General features: G+C 58.3%; 17 protein-coding genes. 12 read left to right on the forward strand and 5 right to left on the reverse strand.

Annotation, left to right across the window (positions count from 1 at the left end; genetic code table 11):
• The first annotated feature begins 10 nt into the window (after positions 1-10).
• The 3 genes from QP934_RS07995 (at position 11) to QP934_RS08005 (ending at position 3,106) form a co-directional block, all read left to right on the forward strand.
• Positions 11-1,060, forward strand: coding sequence for a GDSL-type esterase/lipase family protein (locus QP934_RS07995; protein WP_284811512.1), 1,050 nt, complete (start codon positions 11-13; stop codon positions 1,058-1,060).
• 444 nt (positions 1,061-1,504) lie between these two features.
• Positions 1,505-2,443 (forward strand): prephenate dehydratase, encoded by a 939-nt coding sequence (pheA, locus tag QP934_RS08000; RefSeq protein ID WP_419127250.1) that lies wholly within the window; start codon positions 1,505-1,507, stop codon positions 2,441-2,443.
• Positions 2,444-2,452: 9 nt separating this feature from the next.
• Positions 2,453-3,106 (forward strand): histidine phosphatase family protein, encoded by a 654-nt coding sequence (locus tag QP934_RS08005; RefSeq protein WP_419127251.1) that lies wholly within the window; start codon positions 2,453-2,455, stop codon positions 3,104-3,106.
• Here the strand turns inward: QP934_RS08005 and QP934_RS08010 are convergent.
• Genes QP934_RS08010 through QP934_RS08020 form a run of 3 tightly spaced genes read right to left on the reverse strand, consistent with a single transcriptional unit; the run spans position 3,103 to position 5,309 of the window.
• Positions 3,103-3,450 (reverse strand): metallopeptidase family protein, encoded by a 348-nt coding sequence (locus QP934_RS08010; RefSeq protein ID WP_204610768.1) that lies wholly within the window; start codon positions 3,448-3,450, stop codon positions 3,103-3,105. The two genes, QP934_RS08005 and QP934_RS08010, sit on opposite strands and share 4 nt — an antisense overlap.
• The gene (locus QP934_RS08015) at positions 3,450-4,523 is read right to left on the reverse strand and encodes a septum formation family protein (RefSeq protein WP_284792023.1); all 1,074 of its coding nucleotides are present in this window, start codon (positions 4,521-4,523) and stop codon (positions 3,450-3,452) included. Before QP934_RS08015 ends, QP934_RS08010 begins: the two co-directional genes overlap by 1 nt.
• A 36-nt stretch (positions 4,524-4,559) precedes the next feature.
• Positions 4,560-5,309 (reverse strand): GntR family transcriptional regulator, encoded by a 750-nt coding sequence (locus tag QP934_RS08020; RefSeq protein ID WP_419127252.1) that lies wholly within the window; start codon positions 5,307-5,309, stop codon positions 4,560-4,562.
• Positions 5,310-5,374: 65 nt separating this feature from the next.
• Between QP934_RS08020 and serS the strand changes: the two genes are divergently transcribed.
• From serS to QP934_RS08050, 6 genes are all read left to right on the forward strand, one after another.
• Positions 5,375-6,631, forward strand: coding sequence for a serine--tRNA ligase (gene serS, locus QP934_RS08025; protein WP_337888715.1), 1,257 nt, complete (start codon positions 5,375-5,377; stop codon positions 6,629-6,631).
• Positions 6,632-6,654: 23 nt separating this feature from the next.
• Positions 6,655-8,268 (forward strand): lysophospholipid acyltransferase family protein, encoded by a 1,614-nt coding sequence (locus QP934_RS08030; protein WP_419127253.1) that lies wholly within the window; start codon positions 6,655-6,657, stop codon positions 8,266-8,268.
• A gap of 298 nt (positions 8,269-8,566) precedes the next feature.
• Positions 8,567-10,291, forward strand: coding sequence for a glycerol-3-phosphate dehydrogenase/oxidase (locus QP934_RS08035; RefSeq protein ID WP_284792026.1), 1,725 nt, complete (start codon positions 8,567-8,569; stop codon positions 10,289-10,291).
• A gap of 3 nt (positions 10,292-10,294) precedes the next feature.
• Positions 10,295-11,032: an MIP/aquaporin family protein gene (locus QP934_RS08040; RefSeq protein ID WP_419127254.1), complete on the forward strand. Its 738-nt coding sequence runs from the start codon at positions 10,295-10,297 to the stop codon at positions 11,030-11,032.
• 28 nt (positions 11,033-11,060) lie between these two features.
• A complete protein-coding gene (gene glpK / locus QP934_RS08045; protein WP_049377527.1) occupies positions 11,061-12,608 on the forward strand; it encodes a glycerol kinase GlpK in 1,548 nt (515 codons plus the stop codon).
• A 22-nt stretch (positions 12,609-12,630) separates the two neighbouring features.
• On the forward strand, positions 12,631-13,461 hold the full coding sequence (locus tag QP934_RS08050) for an HAD family hydrolase (RefSeq protein WP_419127255.1): 831 nt from the start codon (positions 12,631-12,633) through the stop codon (positions 13,459-13,461).
• Here the strand turns inward: QP934_RS08050 and QP934_RS08055 are convergent.
• Complete coding sequence (locus tag QP934_RS08055; protein WP_419127256.1) at positions 13,458-15,356, reverse strand: N-acetylmuramoyl-L-alanine amidase; 1,899 nt, start codon at positions 15,354-15,356, stop codon at positions 13,458-13,460. The two genes, QP934_RS08050 and QP934_RS08055, sit on opposite strands and share 4 nt — an antisense overlap.
• Positions 15,357-15,502: 146 nt before the next feature.
• Between QP934_RS08055 and glf the strand changes: the two genes are divergently transcribed.
• From glf to QP934_RS08070, 3 genes are all read left to right on the forward strand, one after another.
• On the forward strand, positions 15,503-16,699 hold the full coding sequence (glf, locus tag QP934_RS08060) for a UDP-galactopyranose mutase (RefSeq protein ID WP_349822252.1): 1,197 nt from the start codon (positions 15,503-15,505) through the stop codon (positions 16,697-16,699).
• 40 nt (positions 16,700-16,739) lie between these two features.
• Positions 16,740-16,928 (forward strand): DEAD/DEAH box helicase, encoded by a 189-nt coding sequence (locus tag QP934_RS08065; RefSeq protein ID WP_337888709.1) that lies wholly within the window; start codon positions 16,740-16,742, stop codon positions 16,926-16,928.
• 76 nt (positions 16,929-17,004) lie between these two features.
• Positions 17,005-17,592 (forward strand): three-helix bundle dimerization domain-containing protein, encoded by a 588-nt coding sequence (locus tag QP934_RS08070; RefSeq protein WP_419127257.1) that lies wholly within the window; start codon positions 17,005-17,007, stop codon positions 17,590-17,592.
• On the opposite strand, the gene QP934_RS08075 is transcribed toward QP934_RS08070, so the two are convergent.
• Complete coding sequence (locus QP934_RS08075) at positions 17,589-18,851, reverse strand: TPM domain-containing protein (RefSeq protein WP_419127258.1); 1,263 nt, start codon at positions 18,849-18,851, stop codon at positions 17,589-17,591. The genes QP934_RS08070 and QP934_RS08075 overlap by 4 nt on opposite strands.
• Between the last annotated feature and the right edge of the window lie 74 nt (positions 18,852-18,925).

Genomic DNA, 18,925 nt, shown 5'->3' on the forward strand with positions numbered 1-18,925 from the left:
AGGTTTCTCAATGTTGAAAAAAGTTCGTAAGGGAATTGTCGCTGCTTCGCTAAGCTTCTGTACGATGGCTGCTTCTCTTTCTCCCGCCGGAGCAGCGCCATTTAGCAGTGACGATCGGCAGCTGCCGTATTTGGATCCAACACGAGTAAATCTCCAGGATTTAAATGCCAATCGTGCTGTCGAGAAGGTTTCTCCAAATAATCTTGTGACACTTGGCGATTCTATTTTTAGTAATCCCACTGCTGGTGACGCCGCGTATAGCATGGCTACTCGAGGGGTACAAGATAACGGTGTTCGCTCGGCTTTGCGTGCAGCCTCACCTAATATCAGTGCACGTGGATGTGCTCAGGGCTTTCCGAGTATCCCTAAGTCACTAGCAGCCAACTTGAATGCTCCGTTGAACGACTACTCCTGCCCTGGCGCAACTCTTTACTCACCAAACGGCGGTAATACAATTTTGTCTCAGGTAGATAGCGCCGTTCGAGATGGAGCGTTAAGTCCTAGCACCAAGTATGTGGCTATTCAGGCCGGATACAATGACGTGTATAACAATTATACACTGCCATCAGGAGAGCGCGTTAACGACGATAAACTGGCTGAACTTCTGAATTCACCCACGCAACGGGATCTTTTTGCGAGGGCTATGGATAGGGTTATCGACCGTGTTAAACGAGCGGCTCCAAACGCTACAGTAAAGCTGGTGGGATACCATACCATCACTGACGATCGTCCAGGCGGCTGGCAATGCTTATATCATGTGGGGTATGGACGTGGACAAGATAATGCCTTCGATATCAGTTATGCCTTCCCGATTTATTGGGATACCCGAGGAGAAATAAACTCTAACACTTGGATGCAGCAGGCTGCCGAGCGCAAGAACGTGGGATATATCGATACACGCGAGTTTTCCAAGGATCATGGGGAATGTGCTGCGCCCGAGGACCGTTGGGTAAGCGGGGTTTTGATCGATACTACTACGAGTAGTTATAATCTTGCCCTCCATTTGACAGATGTCGGGGTAAATGAAATTTCCCGTCACGTTGCTGCACAGTACCGCTAATTTAACTCAGTCTTCCAAAAGAAAGATACTCAATCGTGCTCTTAGATACCAAGAATCCGAGTAGTCCACTTACTATGGCCTTTAACTACTATAGTGGAATGTTCGATAGCTTCGTCGACTCCGTAGTAAATGCAGTCCAGAATGCCGCACCGCAACTGCTCGGTATTGTTCAAACATTGCCTTGGTAAGAAGGCCGAGCTATACATGGCGGTGCCGCGGTCGCCCCGTTAGTAGTGGATAGGTGTTAACTGTATGGCGGGGTCGAGAGCCGGCTGCTTAGATGATTTTCTCCCAGCTGATGTTATTTTTGCACCGCATATATTTTGACGAGGCTGGAATTGAGAAGTTTATCCCGCCTGCCGGTTTTGTGTTAGACTTCTCTTTTGTCAAGCTACCTGCCACTGCACTCAAGGTTTAAGGCGTGCGCCCCACGGTACTGTAGGCATGAAATTGGCCAATATGACGACTTGCACACTGAATCATGGCTCCACTCCAAGGGTTGCTTACCTTGGGCCGCCAGGATCCTTTACCCAAATCGCCGCTGAGACGTTAACCCGTAATTTTTCGGCAGCGACGATGTTTTCGATGGGTTCTCCTTCGGATATCATTGGAACTCTACACTGCGGAACTGCTGAATATGCATGCTTAGCGTTCGAAAATTCCGTAGAAGGTGCGGTTACTTCGACCTATGATGCGCTCATAGAATCTGGACCGGTCCAGATTTACGGTGAAGCGGATATTTCCATCGCGTTCAATATTATGACCTTGCCGAATCAACGAACGATTAGGCGGTTGAGCGCCCACCCGGTGGCATTTCGTCAGATTCGCTCTTGGGTAAAACAAAATTTACCCGAGGTGGATTTTGTCCCGGCAAGCTCAAACTCTGCGGCTGCAGAGGCCGTAATGCGAGGACAGATGGACGCAGCCGCAGCACCGGGTCGCGCCGCGGAGCTCTTTGGGCTGGAGTCTATTGCACGAGATGTAGCGGATTTTCCTAATGCACAAACCCGATTCATTTTGGTAGGGTTGCCAGGAAAGCCACCGGCGCGAACTGGCCATGATCGAACTAGTGTCTTCTTCTCTCTTCCCAATAAGCCGGGTAGCTTGGTCGGAGCTCTGCAGGATTTTTCCCAACGGGGTGTTGATTTATCTAGGATTGAGTCTCGCCCTACACGAGATGCTCTCGGTAATTATCGCTTTTTTGTGGATCTTATTGGGCATATCGAGGATCAAGCTGTTGCAGAAGCCCTGCGTGCACTAAAGATGCGGGCAGAGGATATGCGGTTCTTAGGTTCTTGGCCGGCGGCAACGCCTGCGGGCAAGCCACCGCGCGATCTGGCAGCGGCGGATGATTGGGTAGCGCGGGCGCGCAGGGGCCAATAATCTAGAAGCATGCCCGGAAGAATTATCCTGCTGCGTCACGGCCAGACCTATTCCAATATTTCCCGCCTCCTCGATACCCGCCCGCCCGGGGCAGAGCTTACCGAGCGCGGGCGCGACCAAGCCACGGAGGCAGGTCGGGAGCTAGCGCAGTTGGTGGGCGAGCGCGAGGTGGAATTTAAATGCTCCATTGCCCTGCGCGCTCAGCAGACCGCGATGCTGGCGGCACGTGCCTTTGAGCAGGAACGCGGTATGCCGGAATTCTCTCAGCGCGTTGACGTAATCTCCGGCGTGCACGAAATTTTCGCCGGTGACTGGGAGATGGACGGTAGCGAAGATGCCCATCGGTCGCACATGGTGGCTATGCGTGGCTGGTGCGATGGCGAGCGCGGCGCCGGGATGGAAGGCGGCGAGACCTTGGATGATGTGCTGGCGCGCTACCAGCCGGTGCTGGAGGGCATTGCGAAGCAGCTTGGCGACGACCACGATGTCATTCTCGTCAGCCACGGCGCCGCTATCCGCGTGGTCACCAAACACGCCACGGGTGTTGATGCCGACTTTGCCTATACCGGCTACCTGGCCAATTGCCGCTTTATGGTGATGGAACCGCGCGGCAAGGACTTTGGTGAGTGGACGTTAACCCAGTGGGCGGATACGGAGCTCTAGCCCCAGCCCAAGCGGTGCAGCTCCTCTTCTTCGAGGCCAAAGTAATGGCCGAGTTCGTGGAATACGGTGACCTTAACCTGCTCTGCTAATTCTTCCTCGCTGCCGGACCAGCGCTGCAGCGTGTTCCGGTAAATGAAGATCGCATCGGGCAGGAAACCGGCGTGATCGAAGGTGCGGTGCGGCAGTGCGACGCCCTCGTAGAGCCCTAGCAGCATAGGGTTATCGGGATTTTCATCTTCAACCAAGATGACGAGGTTGCGCATGCGGCGCACGAATTCCTCGGGGACTTGATCCAGCGCCTCGTTGACCATCTCATCGAAGCGCTCTTCTGATACCTCGACCATTAGGGCGCTGGGGCCGGTGCGGGGGCGGCGGACTCGGGTGCCGGACTATTGTCCTTGTCCTCACGCAGTGGATTGCGCTCAGGGCGTTCCTCCGGCGGTTGACCGTCGATAGTCAGCGCCTGGCGACCACCGGTAGCGGAACCGGTGATGGCAGAGAAACCGCCGCCTTCGCGGGCATGCACAAGGGAGCAATTGACGGACTTGGTGCCGCCATTCCACGAGGCCTCGGTGATAGAGCCCCAGAATGGTTGCAGCGTGGACTGGTAGAGCTGCTCCTCGCCGCCAAGGTAGTGCTCAGTAGCGGCGGTACACGTATCGGACATGAACTTGTCCATATCCTTGCCGTCCGGGTAGCCGTCAGGGAACTGCTTGCCCACATCGATGACGGAAACGGTCTCCATTTGGTGGGGCTTAGCGCAGTCGACGACGTGCGGAACTTGCTTGTCATCGATGGCCAAGCACTCGGCCGGCTTGGCGAGGTTTGCCTGCTCGGAGGCCTCGACGTTGCCGGTAGTAAGCTGCGGTACGCCGTGATCATCGGTGGTTTGCAGGCCACACAGCAAGGTGCGGTCGCCGCGATCCCAGGCGGACTGCGGCGGCAGAATGGACGCCACATCGTACTTACCATTCGGATCCCACTTCCCGTGCAGGTAGCCCACGGAGGCGGATTCGCACAGCTCATCGCGCAATTGGTGTTGGCGGGTAAGCGCTGGGCGGGTGGCATCAGGGCCGAATTCGCTGGTGGGGTAGACGCTCAGGTCTTCGGTCTTGGAAACCTCGAAGCGGTGCTGTTCGGAGCACGGTACTTCCTTGAACCCGGTGGCGGAGCCATCCTGGGCGATGTCCCACGTCAAGCAAGCGCCGGCGGCCGCAGCGGTGAAGGGCTCCGGTTTAGGAGCGGCGGTTTCTGAAGTATCCCCACTATTGTGCTGCTGGGCAGCGGTAGTATCTTCGCCACCCGATTTGTGGGAGCTGATAACGCCATAGATGCCCATGAAAACGGCCGCCGCGATTGCCGCAATCAAGACAATCTGGACGGCCACAGCGGAACGCCACGCAGGTGATTTTTTCATAAGGCCCTTAATCTTACCTGTTAAGCAGGGTGCTGGCTAGATACTGTTCTCCCTAGCCACCCGGGTAGTCAGGCGGTAGCGGTCGGTGCGGTAGACGGAGGAACACCACTCCACCGGCTTATCACCCGAGCGGGAGTAGCGCACGATGTGCAGCAGTGGGGTGCCCACGGGGACGTCGAGAAGCGGGGCAGTGTCCGCATCGGCTGAAATCGCCGAGACCGTTTGATCTGCATCGGTGATGGGGACGTCAAAGACGGAGTCGAGGATGGCGTAGACCGAATTGTAGGTGTCATTTTCTAGCAGGCTGGGCGCATACGTGGAGTTATACCAGCCGTCATCAATGGAGTAGGGCTCGCCATCGCCCAAGCGCAGGCGGCGCAGATGAATATGTTCGGTTTGGGCAGGCGTATCAAAAAAGAGGGCGGCATCCTCCGGGGCGCTGCTGCGTCCGCTGGTAAGGATTTTGGAGGAGGCAGTGACGTCTTGTGCGCCCATCTCATCCGAGAATGAGGCTAGGTGGAGCCGGGAGACAAGGGGATTGGGCGCTACGAAGGTGCCCTTTCCGCGGACGCGCCGCAGTTTTCCGGCCGCGACAAGATCCCCGATGGCGCGGCGTACCGTGATCCGTGACACGCCATAGGTTTCTTCAAGAAGCCTCTCGCCGGGCAAGATATCGCCGGGTTTGAGGGTCGTGCGGCACAATTCTTCGAGGATATCGTGCAATTGGGTGTGTTTTGGAACGGGACCGTCCGTAATTGTGCGGGCGGGGAGCTGAACGGCGGACATAAAGCCATCATAATTCGCTGGTTATTACCACCGCAAGATGTTGCCAATACGCTAAACTTAGATACGTGATTGATCTCAAGCTACTCCGCGAAAACCCCGACGTTGTCCGTGCTTCTCAGGTGAACCGAGGTGAGGATCCCTCCCTTGTAGACCAGCTCTTGGAAGCTGATGAGCAGCGCCGCGCTGCTATCCAAAAGGCCGACGAACTGCGCTCTGAGCAGAAGGCTTTTGGCAAGAAGATTGGTCAAGCCTCCCCAGAGGAGCGTCCGGCACTGCTGGAGGGCTCTAATGAGCTGAAGGCCAAGGTCAAGGAGGCGGAAGAGGCACAGTCTGCCGCTGAGGCCAAGGTGGAAGAGCTGCAGTACAAGCTCGATAACGTGGTTGAAGGTGCCCCGGCCGGCGGCGAAGATGACTTCGTAGTGGTAGAAGAAGTAGGCCAGATTCCTGAGTTCGACTTCGAGCCAAAGGATCACCTTGAGTTGGGCGAGTCCCTCGGTCTCATTGACGTCAAGCGCGGCGCTAAGGTAGGCGGCGCTCGTTTCTACTACCTCACTGGCGATGGCGCCTTCCTACAGCTGGGAATGCTGATGCTCGCGGCGCAGAAGGCGCGCGAAGCCGGTTTCAAGCTGATGATCCCTCCAGTTCTGGTTCGCCCAGACATTATGTCCGGCACCGGTTTCTTGGGCCAGCACTCCGATGAGGTTTATTACCTACCGGCCGATGATATGTACCTGGTAGGCACCTCTGAGGTGGCCCTTGCCGGTTACCACAAGGATGAGATCATCGACCTCTCCAATGGTCCGCTGCAGTACGCCGGCTGGTCCTCCTGCTTCCGTCGTGAGGCTGGCTCCCACGGTAAGGACACTCGCGGCATCCTGCGCGTCCACCAATTCGACAAGCTGGAGATGTTTGTCTACTGCAAGCCGGAGGACGCGGAAGAAATGCACCAGCGCCTTCTGTCCATGGAAAAGGACATGCTTGCAGCCATGGAACTGCCCTACCGCACCATCGATATTGCCGGTGGCGACCTCGGTTCTTCGGCGGCCCGCAAGTTCGACAATGAGGCTTGGGTTCCTACCCAAGGCACCTACCGTGAGCTGACCTCCACCTCGAACTGCACCACCTTCCAGGCTCGCCGCCTGTCCACCCGCTACCGCGATGAGAACGGCAAGACCCAGATCGCAGCTACCCTGAACGGCACGCTGGCGACTACCCGCTGGCTCGTTTCCATTCTGGAAAACCACCAGCAGGCTGACGGCTCCGTCGTTGTCCCTGAGGCCCTGCGCCCGTTCGTGGGCAAGGATGTCCTGACCCCGCAGTAAGTCCGCCGTCGTCCTGGAGAGTTATGAACGCTGCGACGAATTTCCTGTACCGCCAGATCACCCACATTGGCAGGGGGGTGACTCTGGCACAGGGGTTAAAAATGCGCCTTTCGGGGGAAGAAAATATCCCCGATAAGGGCGGCGCGGTGTTGGTCTGCAACCACACCGGCTATATGGATTTCCTTTTTGGCGCCTTTTTGGCCTATCGCAAGAAGCGTCTCGTACGCTTCCTGGCTAAAGCTGGAATCTTTAAAGCCCCAGTGGCAGGGCCGTTGTTGAAGGCCATGCACCACGTGCCAGTTGACCGTATCGATGGCAGCGCCTCGTTCCGCCAAGCGGTACAGCTGGCCAAGGACGGCGAACTCGTGGGCGTGTTCTCTGAAGGCACAATTTCCCGCAGCTTTGAAATCCGCAGCATGAAAAGTGGCGCCTCCCGCATTGCCTATGAGGCGGGGGTGCCGGTAATCCCACAGGTCATTTTTGGTTCGCAGCGCCTGTGGACCAAGGGGCACAAAAAGAACCTGGGACGGACCAAGACCCCTGTCTTTATTACCGCCCTCGAACCGTACTATCCCACCGGCGATGCGGAGGCTGATACCGCGGAGATTCGACGCCGTATGCAAGAGGCGTTGGAAGGACTATGGGAGCAGTACGAAGCCGAATTTGGGCCCATGCCTGCCGGTGAATACTGGGTGCCCGCCCGTAAAGGTGGAGGGGCTCCCACCCTTGATGAGGCAGAAGCTCGCGATGCTGAAGTGGAAACCGAACGCCACCGCGTACGCCGACTGCGCGACGATCTAGTGGGCCTCAAAGAACGCGTCTCCGTTACTACGGTTGACTTGGTGCGCAACCACATGGCCGCCGCCAAGAAAACGGACGAGGAGGAGCCAAAGAATAAGGCGCGTACCGCCCCGGAGACCTTGGAGTGGATCAAGCACAACCTCAACGCCGTGGTTGAAGAGGCAACCCGCGGCTTGGATGAAGGCCGCGATAAGGTCGCGGATGTCATGGCGCAGCTGAAGTCGGATGTGGCGCAAACCCAAGCGTCCATCACGGCCAGCAGTAAGGAGATATGGGCCGGTTCCGTAGCAGAGCAGGGCCTGTTGGCGGCAGCTACCCAATCCCGGCTTATCGTCTCGCGCTTGCCGCACCGCATGAAGGCGCAATTCTCTTCCATCCCCCGCGTGATAGTGGCGCACAGCAGCGCGCTGAATTGGGAAGATGGCGCGCTGACTCCGCGATTGCACAAGGCTTTGGCGGAGATCTACCCGGCGGCCGAAGTCCTGATCGTGATATCACCCGCCGGTGAGGTGGATGTTCCGCAGGCCGTGTGGAGCGTTGTCCTTGATGCGGATGCTGTGCAGCCGCGTCTCGATACCAATGCACTCTCCGTCACTGCCGCGACCGCGGTACAAGGCGTGGAGCGCATCCTCGAGGATCTGCAAGCTAAGCCGGAAGAGGTCCTGGTTTTTGCTAACGAGCCAGGCGACGAGGATTTCCTTGATTGGATGCCGGTGGTGGCTTTGGAAACTGCCCCTATTGAGGTGGTCAAGGGCGCCCAAGCGGTCACATATTCTGCGGAGAAAGCCGGAATGTCCGAAGTGCTTGAAGTGATGGCGCGGTTAGCGCAGAAATAGCGCGGGCTTTGCGTCTGCTTTGCACCCCCGCGAGGGGGTGCTTTTTCTTTTCGGGTGGCTAAGTATTTTAGGAAAAGTTACTGCTTACGGGCCTGAAACCTACGTGTGAGTAACCATCTGTGTAACTGACGCCCGTGACTCCTATCATAGGTTTAAGGAGATAAAATCTCTGCAGCCGCGGTGTGAATCTTTCCACCGAAACCACAATTTAACTGCTCTTAGCTGTGCTTTTGCCATCTCATTCATGGATTTATGGCGCAGGCACATGCAAGCACCAAGGAAGGAGATGCGGTCAGCAATGACCCAGCAAAGCAACCAATCCTTTAACCCCGAATACTTTGAAAATCTATGGAATGGATACGCAGATGAGGACTACGACGTAGTCATCATCGGTGGCGGTTCCGTAGGCGCTGGTGCGGCAGCGGACGCCGCTACCCGTGGCCTCAAGACCGCCGTCATTGAGGCGCGCGACTTCGCCGCAGGTACCTCTTCTCGCTCCTCCAAGATGTTCCACGGTGGCCTGCGCTACCTGGCCATGTTTGACTTCCGCCTAGTGGCGGAGTCCCTCAAGGAGCGCGAGCTGAACATGTCTACCCTGGCACCCCACCTGGTGAAGCCGCTGAAGTTCATCTTCCCGCTGACCCACCACGTATGGGAGCGCGTGATGATGTTCGGTGGCTTTACTCTTTATGACCTCATGGGTGGCGCCAAGAGCGTCCCTATGCAGAAGCACCTGACCCGAAAGGGCGTGCTTAAGGTAACCCCGGGCCTGAAAGAAGATGCCATTGTGGGCGGCGTGCGCTACTATGACACTTTGGTTGATGACGCCCGCCACACCATGACCGTGCTGCGTACCGCCGCCGAGTACGGCGCTGATGTTCGCACCAATACCGAGGTCATTGGCTTTGACAAGGACCGCGGCGGCCGCATCGTAGGCGCGAAGGTTCGCGATACCGCTACCGGCCGCGAGACCACCGTGCGCGGCAAGGTCTTTATCAACGCCACCGGCGTGTGGAATGACAAGATTCAAGAGATGGCCGGCGTGGAGGGCAAGTTCACCGTTCACGCCTCCAAGGGCGTGCACATCGTTGTGCCCAAGGATGCGCTTGATGCAGAGGCAGCCCTGTGCTTCGTCACCGAAAAGTCCGTCCTCTTCGTTATCCCGTGGGGCGAGTACTGGATCATCGGTACCACCGATACCGATTGGGAAAAGGGTCTCTCCTTGCCGGATCCGGCGCCGACCAAGTCTGATATTGACTATATTCTGGACCAGGTAAATCAGCGCGTACGCCGCCAGATCACCCGCGATGACATCGTGGGTGTCTACTCCGGTCTGCGCCCGCTGCTGTCCGGCAAGTCCGATTCCACCACCAACCTCTCCCGCAACCACGCCGTCGCACGCGTGGCCCCAGGCATGGTCTCTGTCGCCGGCGGTAAGTACACCACGTACCGCGTCATCGGTAAGGACGCCGTGGACTTAGCGGTGAAGGAACTGGGTACCAAGGTCCCAGAGTCCATCACCGAGCAAACTCCGATCCTGGGTGCCGCCGGCTATCACGCTTTGGCCAACCAGGTCCCGTCCTTGGCTCGTCGCTACAACCTGAGCGAGAAGTTCATTGAGCACCTGCTCGGCCGCTATGGCTCTTTGCTGGGCGAGGTTCTAGCGCCAGCTACTGAGGACGCCTCCCTGCTCGAGCCAGTGCCAGGTGCCGAGTCCTACCTGTGGGCCGAGGTCCGCTACGCCGTTACCCACGAGGGTGCATTGCACTTGGAAGACATCCTGTCCCGCCGCCTGCGCATCGCCATCGAGTTCGGCGATCGCGGTGTGAACGCCGCCTCGGCCGTTGCTGATTTTGTAGCACCGCTGCTGGGCTGGAGCGACGCCGACAAGGAGCGCGAGGTATCCCAATTCAAGGCCCACACACAGGCCGAACTTGAAGCAGAAGCTGCGGTAACTGACCGTGAGGCCAATGACATTTTGGTACGCGCAGGATCCGCTCGACCTACCCAAAACGAGGTATAAGTTATGACCGGATTTGATGCATTCCTGTGGGAGTTTATCGGCACTGCGTTGCTGCTCCTTCTAGGTAACGGCGTATGTGCGCTGGTGAACCTGCGCACCTCTGGCGCACGCGGTTCCGATTGGGTCGTTATCGCCCTGGGTTGGGGTATGGCGGTCTTCGTCGGCGCGAGCGTGGCCGATCCCACGGGTGGGCACCTTAACCCCGCCGTCACCGTAATGTTGGCCGTCAATGGCTCGCTCGAGTGGTCTCTGGTGCCGTATTACCTCCTGGGCCAGATCCTCGGCGCTATCCTCGGTGCCATCCTGGCATGGGCTGCCTTCAAGCAGCTTTTCGACGCCAATAATTACGACGACGCCGGAAACGTCACCGGCGCCAATAAGGACACCAACGGTATCTTCTTTACCAAGCCGGCACATCCTAAGAACGGCTGGAATGCGGTGACGGAGTTCATCGCCACCTGCGTGCTGTTGATGTTCATCGCCTTCGGCCCCACCGGCGGCGAGCTTGGCCCAATGAGCTACTTTGCCGTTGCTTTCGTTGTGGTGTCGGTCGGCCTGTCCCTGGGTACCCCTACGGGTTATGCCATCAATCCGGTCCGTGACCTGGGCCCGCGAATTGCTTATGCATTCATCTTGCCCATCCAGGACAAAGGTAGCGCGAACTGGGGCTATGCTTGGGTTCCTATCGTGGCCCCATTGGTCGCGGCCGTAGCCGTTGGCCTGTTGTCCGTTGCGCTCTAATTCCATCTTCGTATAGGAGACTAGACACATGACTAACAAGAAATACGTCGCCGCTATCGACCAGGGAACCACGTCGACGCGCTGCATCATCTTTGATCACAATGGCGAGCAGGCCGCCGTTGGCCAGCTCGAGCACGAGCAGATCTTCCCGGAAAAAGGCTGGGTAGAACACGATCCGGAAGAAATCTGGAGCAATACCCGTCGCGCCGTCGGTGAGGCTCTTGCCAATGGTGATATCACCGTGGAGGATATTGACTCCGTGGGCATTACCAACCAGCGTGAGACCACCGTGGTGTGGGATAAGCACACCGGTAAGCCGGTCTACAACGCCATAGTCTGGCAAGATACCCGTACCACCGCCATCTGTAAGGAACTCTCGGGTGAGGAAGGACCAGAAAAGTGGCGCCGCCGCACCGGTCTGATCATCAACTCCTACCCGGCGGGACCGAAGGTGAAGTGGATCCTCGATAACGTCGAAGGTGCCCGCGAGCGTGCTGAGGCAGGTGACCTGCTCTTCGGCACCATCGATAGCTGGCTGCTGTGGAACCTCACCGGCGGCGCCGAGGGCGATGCCGGCCGCGAAGCGCTGCACGCCACCGACGTCACCAACGCCTCCCGCACCCTGCTTATGGACATCGAAAAGCTGGAGTGGGATGAGGAATTGTGTAAGGAAATGGGCATCCCGATGTCCATGCTGCCGGAGATTCGCCCGTCCCTGGGCGATTTCCGTACCGTGCGTGAGCGCGGTTCGCTTTCCGGTGTGCCTATCCGCGCCATCCTGGGTGACCAGCAGTCTGCGATGTTTGGCCAAGGCTGCTTCCGCGCAGGTTCCGCAAAGAATACCTACGGAACCGGCCTGTTCCTCCTGCTGAACACGGGCACTACCCCAAAGTTCTCTGAGAACGGCCTGCTGACCACCGTCTGCTTCCAGCGCGAGGGCGAGCGCCCCGTGTATGCCCTCGAGGGTTCTGTATCCATGGGCGGTTCCCTGGTGCAGTGGCTGCGCGATAACCTGCAGATCATCCCCAACTCTGCGTCCATCGAAAACCTCGCGCGCGAAGTGAAGGACAACGGCGGCGTTTATATCGTGCCGGCCTTCTCCGGACTCTTCGCTCCGTACTGGCGCCCGGATGCTCGCGGCGTCATCGTGGGCCTGACCCGCTTTGCTAACCGCAAGCACTTGGCTCGCGCCGTGCTCGAATCCACCGCGTACCAGACACGCGATGTTGCCGACGCTATGGTGGCGGACTCCGGCGTGGAGATTACCGAGCTGCGCGTGGATGGTGGCATGACCATGAATGAACTGCTGATGCAGTTCCAGTCCGATATCCTCGGCGTGGAAGTACACCGCCCGAAGAATATCGAGACCACCGCCACCGGCGCGGCCTTCGCGGCAGGCTTGGACAATGGCTTCTGGGATGACCTGAGCGTTTTGGGTAGCCAGGAAGGAGACATGAAGGTATTTAAGCCGAAGCGCGAGAAGGAAGAGGTAGAGGCCCTCTACCGTGACTGGAAGCGCGCTATTAAACGTTCCCTGGACTGGGAGGATAATGAGGACGAGGACCTGAACATCTAAGTCCTGACGTAAACTCGCGGGTATGGAGAATTTCCCTGCCCGCGCTCCTCGCCTCATCGCGAGCGATATTGACGGCACCCTGCTGGACCGCAACCACCGTGTCCCGCGTCGCAACCGTGACGCAGTGGCGCGGGCGGTCCAACAGGGTGCCTATTTTGCGCTTTCTACCGGCCGTCCGTTCCGCTGGATTGCCCCGGTGCTGGAGCAGCTGCCCGTGCGGCCGGTATGCGTGACCTCGAACGGCGCTGTGTTGTATGACTCCGCGGAGGACCGCGTGATGTCCGCCCACGAGCTTTCACCCGCAGCGTTGGCGGAAGTGGTGGATGTGGCCCAGACCGTACTGGGCACCGTGGGCTTTGGCGCGGAGCGGGCTGGAGGCTCGCTTGCCGACGCCGTCGAGGACCTTTTCGTAGTAGAGCGCCACTACTCCGAAAACGCCCTGTTTGAAGGCTTTGGCGTGGTCAGCATGGGTGAGCTAGTGGGGCAGCCGGCGGTGAAGTTCCTCATCCGCAACACGGACTACTCCGCCCCAGAGCTCTATGAGCTCATTGCGCCGCACATCGATCCGGAGCTCGCGCACCTGACGTATTCCATGCAAGAGGGAATTTTGGAGGTTGCCGCGCCCAATGTGACTAAGCGCCGCGGGGTGGAATGGCTGGCGCAGCACACCGGCGTCGCCCAGCAGGAGACGATCGCATTTGGGGATATGCCCAACGATATCGAGATGCTGACGTGGGCTGGCTGCGGCGTGGCCATGGAAAACGCCCACCCGGGGGTTAAGGCGGCCGCGGATGCGGTCACCGTGGCTAACCACCAGGCGGGCGTCGCAAAGGTGCTAGAGCGCTGGTTCTAGTCGGTGAAGATGTCTACCTTTTCCGTTTCGGTGTTGTAGACAATCTCGCCACCCTGGAACTTCACGCGGATTTCCTTGCCATTCTTTTCCTCGTTGGAGAGAGGCAGGCCGAGCTTGGAGGCATTATCGCCCTCGGACCACTTCTTGGCGATCTCACCCGTCAACGCCTTGGTGCCGGACTCCTTGGAGGAAAGCACCACGCCATTCTGGAAGAGCTGGTAGAGGATCTTGCCGCCATCGGTGGTATCCGGGCCGCCGACTGCTAGACCCAAGACCGGGCCGAAGGCATTGAGCACGGAGGTCCAGGATTCCTTCAAGCCCTCGTTGTTGGATACTTGGACAACCTTGTTGACAATCTCCGGGATATCCCCGGTGGTCAAATTGCCCGCCACCTTCTGATCGGTATCAGGCTTCTGCAGGCGGTCATTGGCGATGAGCACGCCGAAGACTGCGGCAGCGATTCCAGCGAGGGCGGAGATGGTCGAGACTGGGACCTCGACGTTGCCCAGCGAGGACATGATTTCTTCGCCCGCCTGCTGCGGGGTGTTGGGGGTATTTGGCCGTGGAGACTCTTGCCAGTTCAGGTCCGTGCTGTTCTTGCCGGACTTGATGGCGTCCGCTTTGCGCTTGGTATTCTTACGGATTTCATCCCAATGGCGCGTGGTGTACTGGCCCGGGCAGGCCGTGTAGTGAAAATCATTATGGCCCGCGAACGCCGGCACGGTGGCCATGGTTCCTGCAGGGAACTTGGAGCCGTTGAATCCGCCGGAGTACAAGCTGGCCTTGCCCATTGGATCGATGCCAGAAATAGCGGCCTTCCAGCCAGCAATCTCGGCCACGGAGTTGAGCATCTCGCGGGAAGGCTCAGCCTGCTCGTAGTTGCCAATCATGGAAATGCCCCAGTTATTGGAGTTGAAGCCACCCACGTGGGCACCTTGTACGGCCTTGTCCAAGCCGCCGTAGCGGCCTTCGTAGATGGTGCCGAATTTATCCACCAGTACGTTGTAGCCGATATCGCACCAGCCCAGGGTCTGCGCATGGTAGTCGTAGGCACCGCGTACCTGTGCCGCCGCCTGCGCGCGGGTGTAGTTATTAGTACCTGCGGTGTGGTGCAGGGTCATGGCCTTGATGCCATCGTCGTAGGTTGGCTGCTGGCAGCGCTTAGATTCGTCTGCTCCCCAGCCGGCGCGGGTGACTACCTTGGGCATGCCCGCGGTTTCTGCGGTGGGCTCGATGGCTTCGCCTTCTTGGGCGTTGCCGTCGATAAACACGGCGTCGAGATCCGCAACCTGGGTGCGCTCATCGGCCACGGGGGAGATATCACCGACGTTGTACGCAAGCGGCGCGGGGCGGTTGGCATCAGCGCCCTTGGCGGCCTTGTCCAGGAGGGAGTCTTCCTTCTTGTCGAGGTTGGAACCGGTCACGAGGTCAACGTTGGCCATAGAAACCTGCACATCGTTGGTATCGCCCACGAAGATGAGTTCGGTGCCGTTCTTGCCCTCGGTGTAATTCATTGCATCCATGGGCAGCCATTCGCTCCAGGAACCGTCCTGCTGCTTGGAGCGGACGAAGGAGTTGATATCTCGTTTGCCCTCCCAGGTGACGGCAAACATGTTGAAGGTTTCGTCGCGGTGGAACTGCTTGACCGCGCGGCGGCCTTCGCCGTCGCCCTGAGCGGCTACGGCTGGGTCATCGACGACGATGGATTCGCCGTCACTGAAGCTAGAGGAGGAATTTTTGACCTCAATGGGACCGCCGTTGCCGGAGTCTTGGGTCTTGAGAACTTGCTGTCCGCCGAATGCGGCTGTCACGGCGAGCGCGATGGAGGTGACCGCCGCGATGACGGGGGTGGACCATTTTGACCTGGTGGGTACTAGTCGACGTCGTTGTTGCACTGTTATCTCCCTAGGGTTGTGCAGCTGTAAAAACCGTTGCCAAAAGTTAAGAGTTGATAGTGATGGTACGTTTGTGACTTCTGTGAAATCTGTTGCGACACGCCGATGCACCGTGTCAGCTGCCGTAGTGCAATAAAGTGGAGGCCATGACTTCTTATGACCTCATCGTTGTTGGCTCTGGATTTTTTGGTCTAACGGTTGCCGAGCGCGCCGCTAGCCAGCTGGATAAGAAGGTGCTCATTGTGGAGCGCCGCAATCACCTCGGCGGCAATGCCTACTCCGAGGCTGAACCCACCACCGGAATCGAGGTGCACAAGTACGGCGCGCACCTCTTCCACACCTCCAATAAGCGCGTATGGGATTACTGCAATAAGTTCACCGATTTCACCGACTACCAGCACCGCGTGTTTGCCATGCATGATGGCACCGCCTACCAATTCCCGATGGGTCTGGGTCTTATCAACCAGTTCTTCGGCCGTTACTACTCCCCGGATGAGGCCCGCCAGCTCATTAAGGATCAGGCCGGCGAATTCTCCCCGGAAGAGGCGCAAAACCTGGAGGAGAAGGCTATCTCGCTCATCGGTCGCCCGCTGTATGAGGCCTTCATCCGCGATTACACCGCAAAGCAGTGGCAGACCGATCCGAAGGAGCTGCCGGCCGCGAATATCACCCGCCTGCCGGTGCGCTATACCTTCAATAACCGCTACTTCAACGACACCTATGAGGGCCTGCCGGTCGACGGCTACGCGGCATGGCTAGAAAACATGGCTGACCACGACAATATTGAGGTCCGCCTGGATACCGATTGGTTTGAGGTGTGCGAAGAGCTGCGCGCCGAGTCCCCAGATGCGCCCGTGGTCTACACCGGCCCACTGGATCGCTACTTTGATTTTGCCGAGGGCGAGCTGGGTTGGCGCACCCTCGACTTTGACTTGGAGGTGCTGGATACCGGTGACTTCCAGGGCACCCCGGTGATGAACTACAACGATGCGGACGTGGACTACACCCGCATCCATGAGTTCCGCCACTTCCACCCGGAGCGCAAGGATAAGTACCCGAAGGATAAGACGGTCATCATGAAGGAGTATTCGCGTTTTGCCGATAAAGGCGATGAGCCGTACTACCCAATCAATACCCCAGAGGATCGCACCAAGCTGGAGGCCTACCGTAAGCTCGCCGCCCAGGAGTCGAAGGATAATAAGGTTCTCTTCGGTGGCCGTTTGGGCACCTACCAGTACCTGGATATGCACATGGCTATCGGTTCAGCGCTGTCCATGTTTGATAACAAGCTCGCGCCCTTCTGGAACGAGGGCAAGGCTATTGAGCAGGAGCGTGGCCACTAAGCGCTATGCTTGATCGCCTCTGAGGAAAGGAGGTGACGGCATGGCTGACCGCCGCATGTGGAAAATGTCGCCGGAGCGGCTGCAGGAGCACCTGAAATTGCGTAGCCGCGCATCGCGCATTCCCGATAAAAAGAAGGAACAGTCCAAGAAGGCCTGCCGGAGCTCCCGGCGGGCCTTTCCGCTTTTCGATGCAGAAAACTATTGGGTTATTCCCAACCGTTTGACTTAACCCAACGTTAACTGTTAAAGTTAACGACAGGTTAACAATTGGCAAACGGGCCAATAATCCGAGAAAGGGGATAACAATGAACCAGTTTGAAACCCTGCGCCAGGATCTGCACGAGAACTACGGCCACGAGTACACGGCCGCGGAAATCGATGCCAAGCTCGATGAGGTTATTGCCAAGCACACCAAGAAGGCGGAGCTCGATGAATTCGTGCCGCTTTTGGTGGAGCGTGAGGTGCGCGACTACTTCGGTGCTCACCGCCTGCACGTTCGCTTTGCCGCCGGTACCAATAATGCGCTGGCCCAAGCCGCAGCGGAACTGACCCGCAGGCACGCCGGCGAAGCCCTCTTTGTAGATACCGCCATTGCTCACCCAGAAAACGAAGCGGAAGGCCACCTTGCCCACGTCATGAACGAGCGCGGCATGGGCGAGGCCCCGAATAAGTACCTCGATGAGGTGCGAACGGTAGCGATGCCGGATTACATCGTGTTCTTGGGCCGCGAGATCGAGCGCGATGAGGCGGGCAAGGACATCAAGATTTGGGATATTCCTGCCGCGGAAACCGTGGAGGAGGCGCGCGAATTGGCTGATGACCTCGAAGCCCGCGTGCTCTACATGCTCAATAAGCTGGGCATCGATCCGGTAACTGAGCCGGTCAACGCCTAGAAGTGATACGGGTTGGGCAGCTGGGAGGAGACGTTATTATTAGCCACCCAGAAGCCCGCAAACCTATAGGGCATGTAGTGCGTGCCCATACCGGGGCGCCATTCCGGCGTGCCCAACAGTGGGGGAGTTTTGCGGTCGCGCTGCGGATATAGCCGTTCTGGCAGCGCGCCCACCATGGGGTGGTAGTCCTCGAGGACGCGAGCGAAGGCGGAGTCGAAGTCTTCCCGCGACAGATCCTGGGACAGGTCATTAATGCGCTGCGTAATCTGGCGCAAGCTGGCGTTGTCGGGCTGGCGGGAGAGGGCCGCTTGGGCGTCGCCAAGCAGCCATTGCACCTCGCCCGCGCGCACCGCAGTATCGCCGGCGCAGAAATTTTCCAGGGAATCTATCTGCGCTGCGGCCGTATTGATCTGCTTGAGCGCTTTGTATGCCTCCTTGATGGAGGCAGCGTGCAGGGAATAGTCCTGGATGTTCTCCAGCGCCTTGAGCGTCGGCCGCGCATCGGTGTACTGATTGACCAGAGAGCGCCACTGCACCTTCAGGTAGTCGCCTGCCAAGGGGGAATGCAGGGCGTCAATCCGTGCCTCCGTGCGCTTGATGAGTTCCTCAGCCCCGTCGCGAGCGCCCTTAATATAATCGAAGCGCTTACGCACTCGGGCGCGGCGGATGAACAAGTAGGTAATGAGTCCAACCGCGCCCAGAACCACGAGCACCATAGTGGCTGCGATGAATACGGACCACGTGGGCGCATCTTGCGCATATCGTCGGCGCACGGTGGTATCCGCGGCGGCGCGCGTCGCCAGGATCATGCCGACGGTATAGTCATCGTCCGCCAGCGCCGGCCGCATCTGGTCCAAGATGCCGTCCGCGCGGCCCTCGTCATAAATCTTGATGTCCTGGCACACCTCTGTGCCGCAGTGCACGGCCATACTATTGGGCTCAAAACTTACCGCGATGACGAGCACATTTTTCTGTAGCCCACTTCCGCTGATGAAATGTGGATGCTCGCGGGCCAAGTCATGGAACAGAGTCCGGGAAAATTCCTCCCCCGAATTCGGATACGTAGCGTAGAGGACCTCGTGCACGGAATCCGGCAAATGCATGGACTGTGCTTGCGATTTGATGGCGTCTTCGTCCGAATTGCTGAGGATTTGGGCGTGGTCCAGAAACTCCACCGCGGGCTTTTCCTCTGCGATAGCGGCGGGCGCGCTGGCTACAGCGAGAAGACCTACTGCTGCCGCGCAAGGAACCCATCTCATGATGTTCCATCATACGGGCTCCGCGTGTAAACCGAAGTACTTATGCAAAAGCAACTACGCTAAATCGCTGACTA

This window comes from Corynebacterium sp. MSK122, from assembly GCF_030229435.2.
Taxonomy (GTDB): Bacteria; Actinomycetota; Actinomycetes; order Mycobacteriales; family Mycobacteriaceae; genus Corynebacterium; species Corynebacterium marquesiae.

Bases quoted from the DNA above. Each gene is read 5' to 3' on its own strand.
- QP934_RS07995 (WP_284811512.1), top strand. From the start codon at position 11: ATGTTGAAAAAAGTTCGTAAGGGAATTGTCGCTGCTTCGCTAAGCTTC.
- pheA (WP_419127250.1), top strand. From the start codon at position 1,505: ATGAAATTGGCCAATATGACGACTTGCACACTGAATCATGGCTCCACT.
- QP934_RS08005 (WP_419127251.1), top strand. From the start codon at position 2,453: ATGCCCGGAAGAATTATCCTGCTGCGTCACGGCCAGACCTATTCCAAT.
- QP934_RS08010 (WP_204610768.1), bottom strand. From the start codon at position 3,450: ATGGTCGAGGTATCAGAAGAGCGCTTCGATGAGATGGTCAACGAGGCG.
- QP934_RS08015 (WP_284792023.1), bottom strand. From the start codon at position 4,523: ATGAAAAAATCACCTGCGTGGCGTTCCGCTGTGGCCGTCCAGATTGTC.
- QP934_RS08020 (WP_419127252.1), bottom strand. From the start codon at position 5,309: ATGTCCGCCGTTCAGCTCCCCGCCCGCACAATTACGGACGGTCCCGTT.
- QP934_RS08030 (WP_419127253.1), top strand. From the start codon at position 6,655: ATGAACGCTGCGACGAATTTCCTGTACCGCCAGATCACCCACATTGGC.
- QP934_RS08035 (WP_284792026.1), top strand. From the start codon at position 8,567: ATGACCCAGCAAAGCAACCAATCCTTTAACCCCGAATACTTTGAAAAT.
- QP934_RS08040 (WP_419127254.1), top strand. From the start codon at position 10,295: ATGACCGGATTTGATGCATTCCTGTGGGAGTTTATCGGCACTGCGTTG.
- glpK (WP_049377527.1), top strand. From the start codon at position 11,061: ATGACTAACAAGAAATACGTCGCCGCTATCGACCAGGGAACCACGTCG.
- QP934_RS08050 (WP_419127255.1), top strand. From the start codon at position 12,631: ATGGAGAATTTCCCTGCCCGCGCTCCTCGCCTCATCGCGAGCGATATT.
- glf (WP_349822252.1), top strand. From the start codon at position 15,503: ATGACTTCTTATGACCTCATCGTTGTTGGCTCTGGATTTTTTGGTCTA.
- QP934_RS08065 (WP_337888709.1), top strand. From the start codon at position 16,740: ATGGCTGACCGCCGCATGTGGAAAATGTCGCCGGAGCGGCTGCAGGAG.
- QP934_RS08070 (WP_419127257.1), top strand. From the start codon at position 17,005: ATGAACCAGTTTGAAACCCTGCGCCAGGATCTGCACGAGAACTACGGC.
- QP934_RS08075 (WP_419127258.1), bottom strand. From the start codon at position 18,851: ATGAGATGGGTTCCTTGCGCGGCAGCAGTAGGTCTTCTCGCTGTAGCC.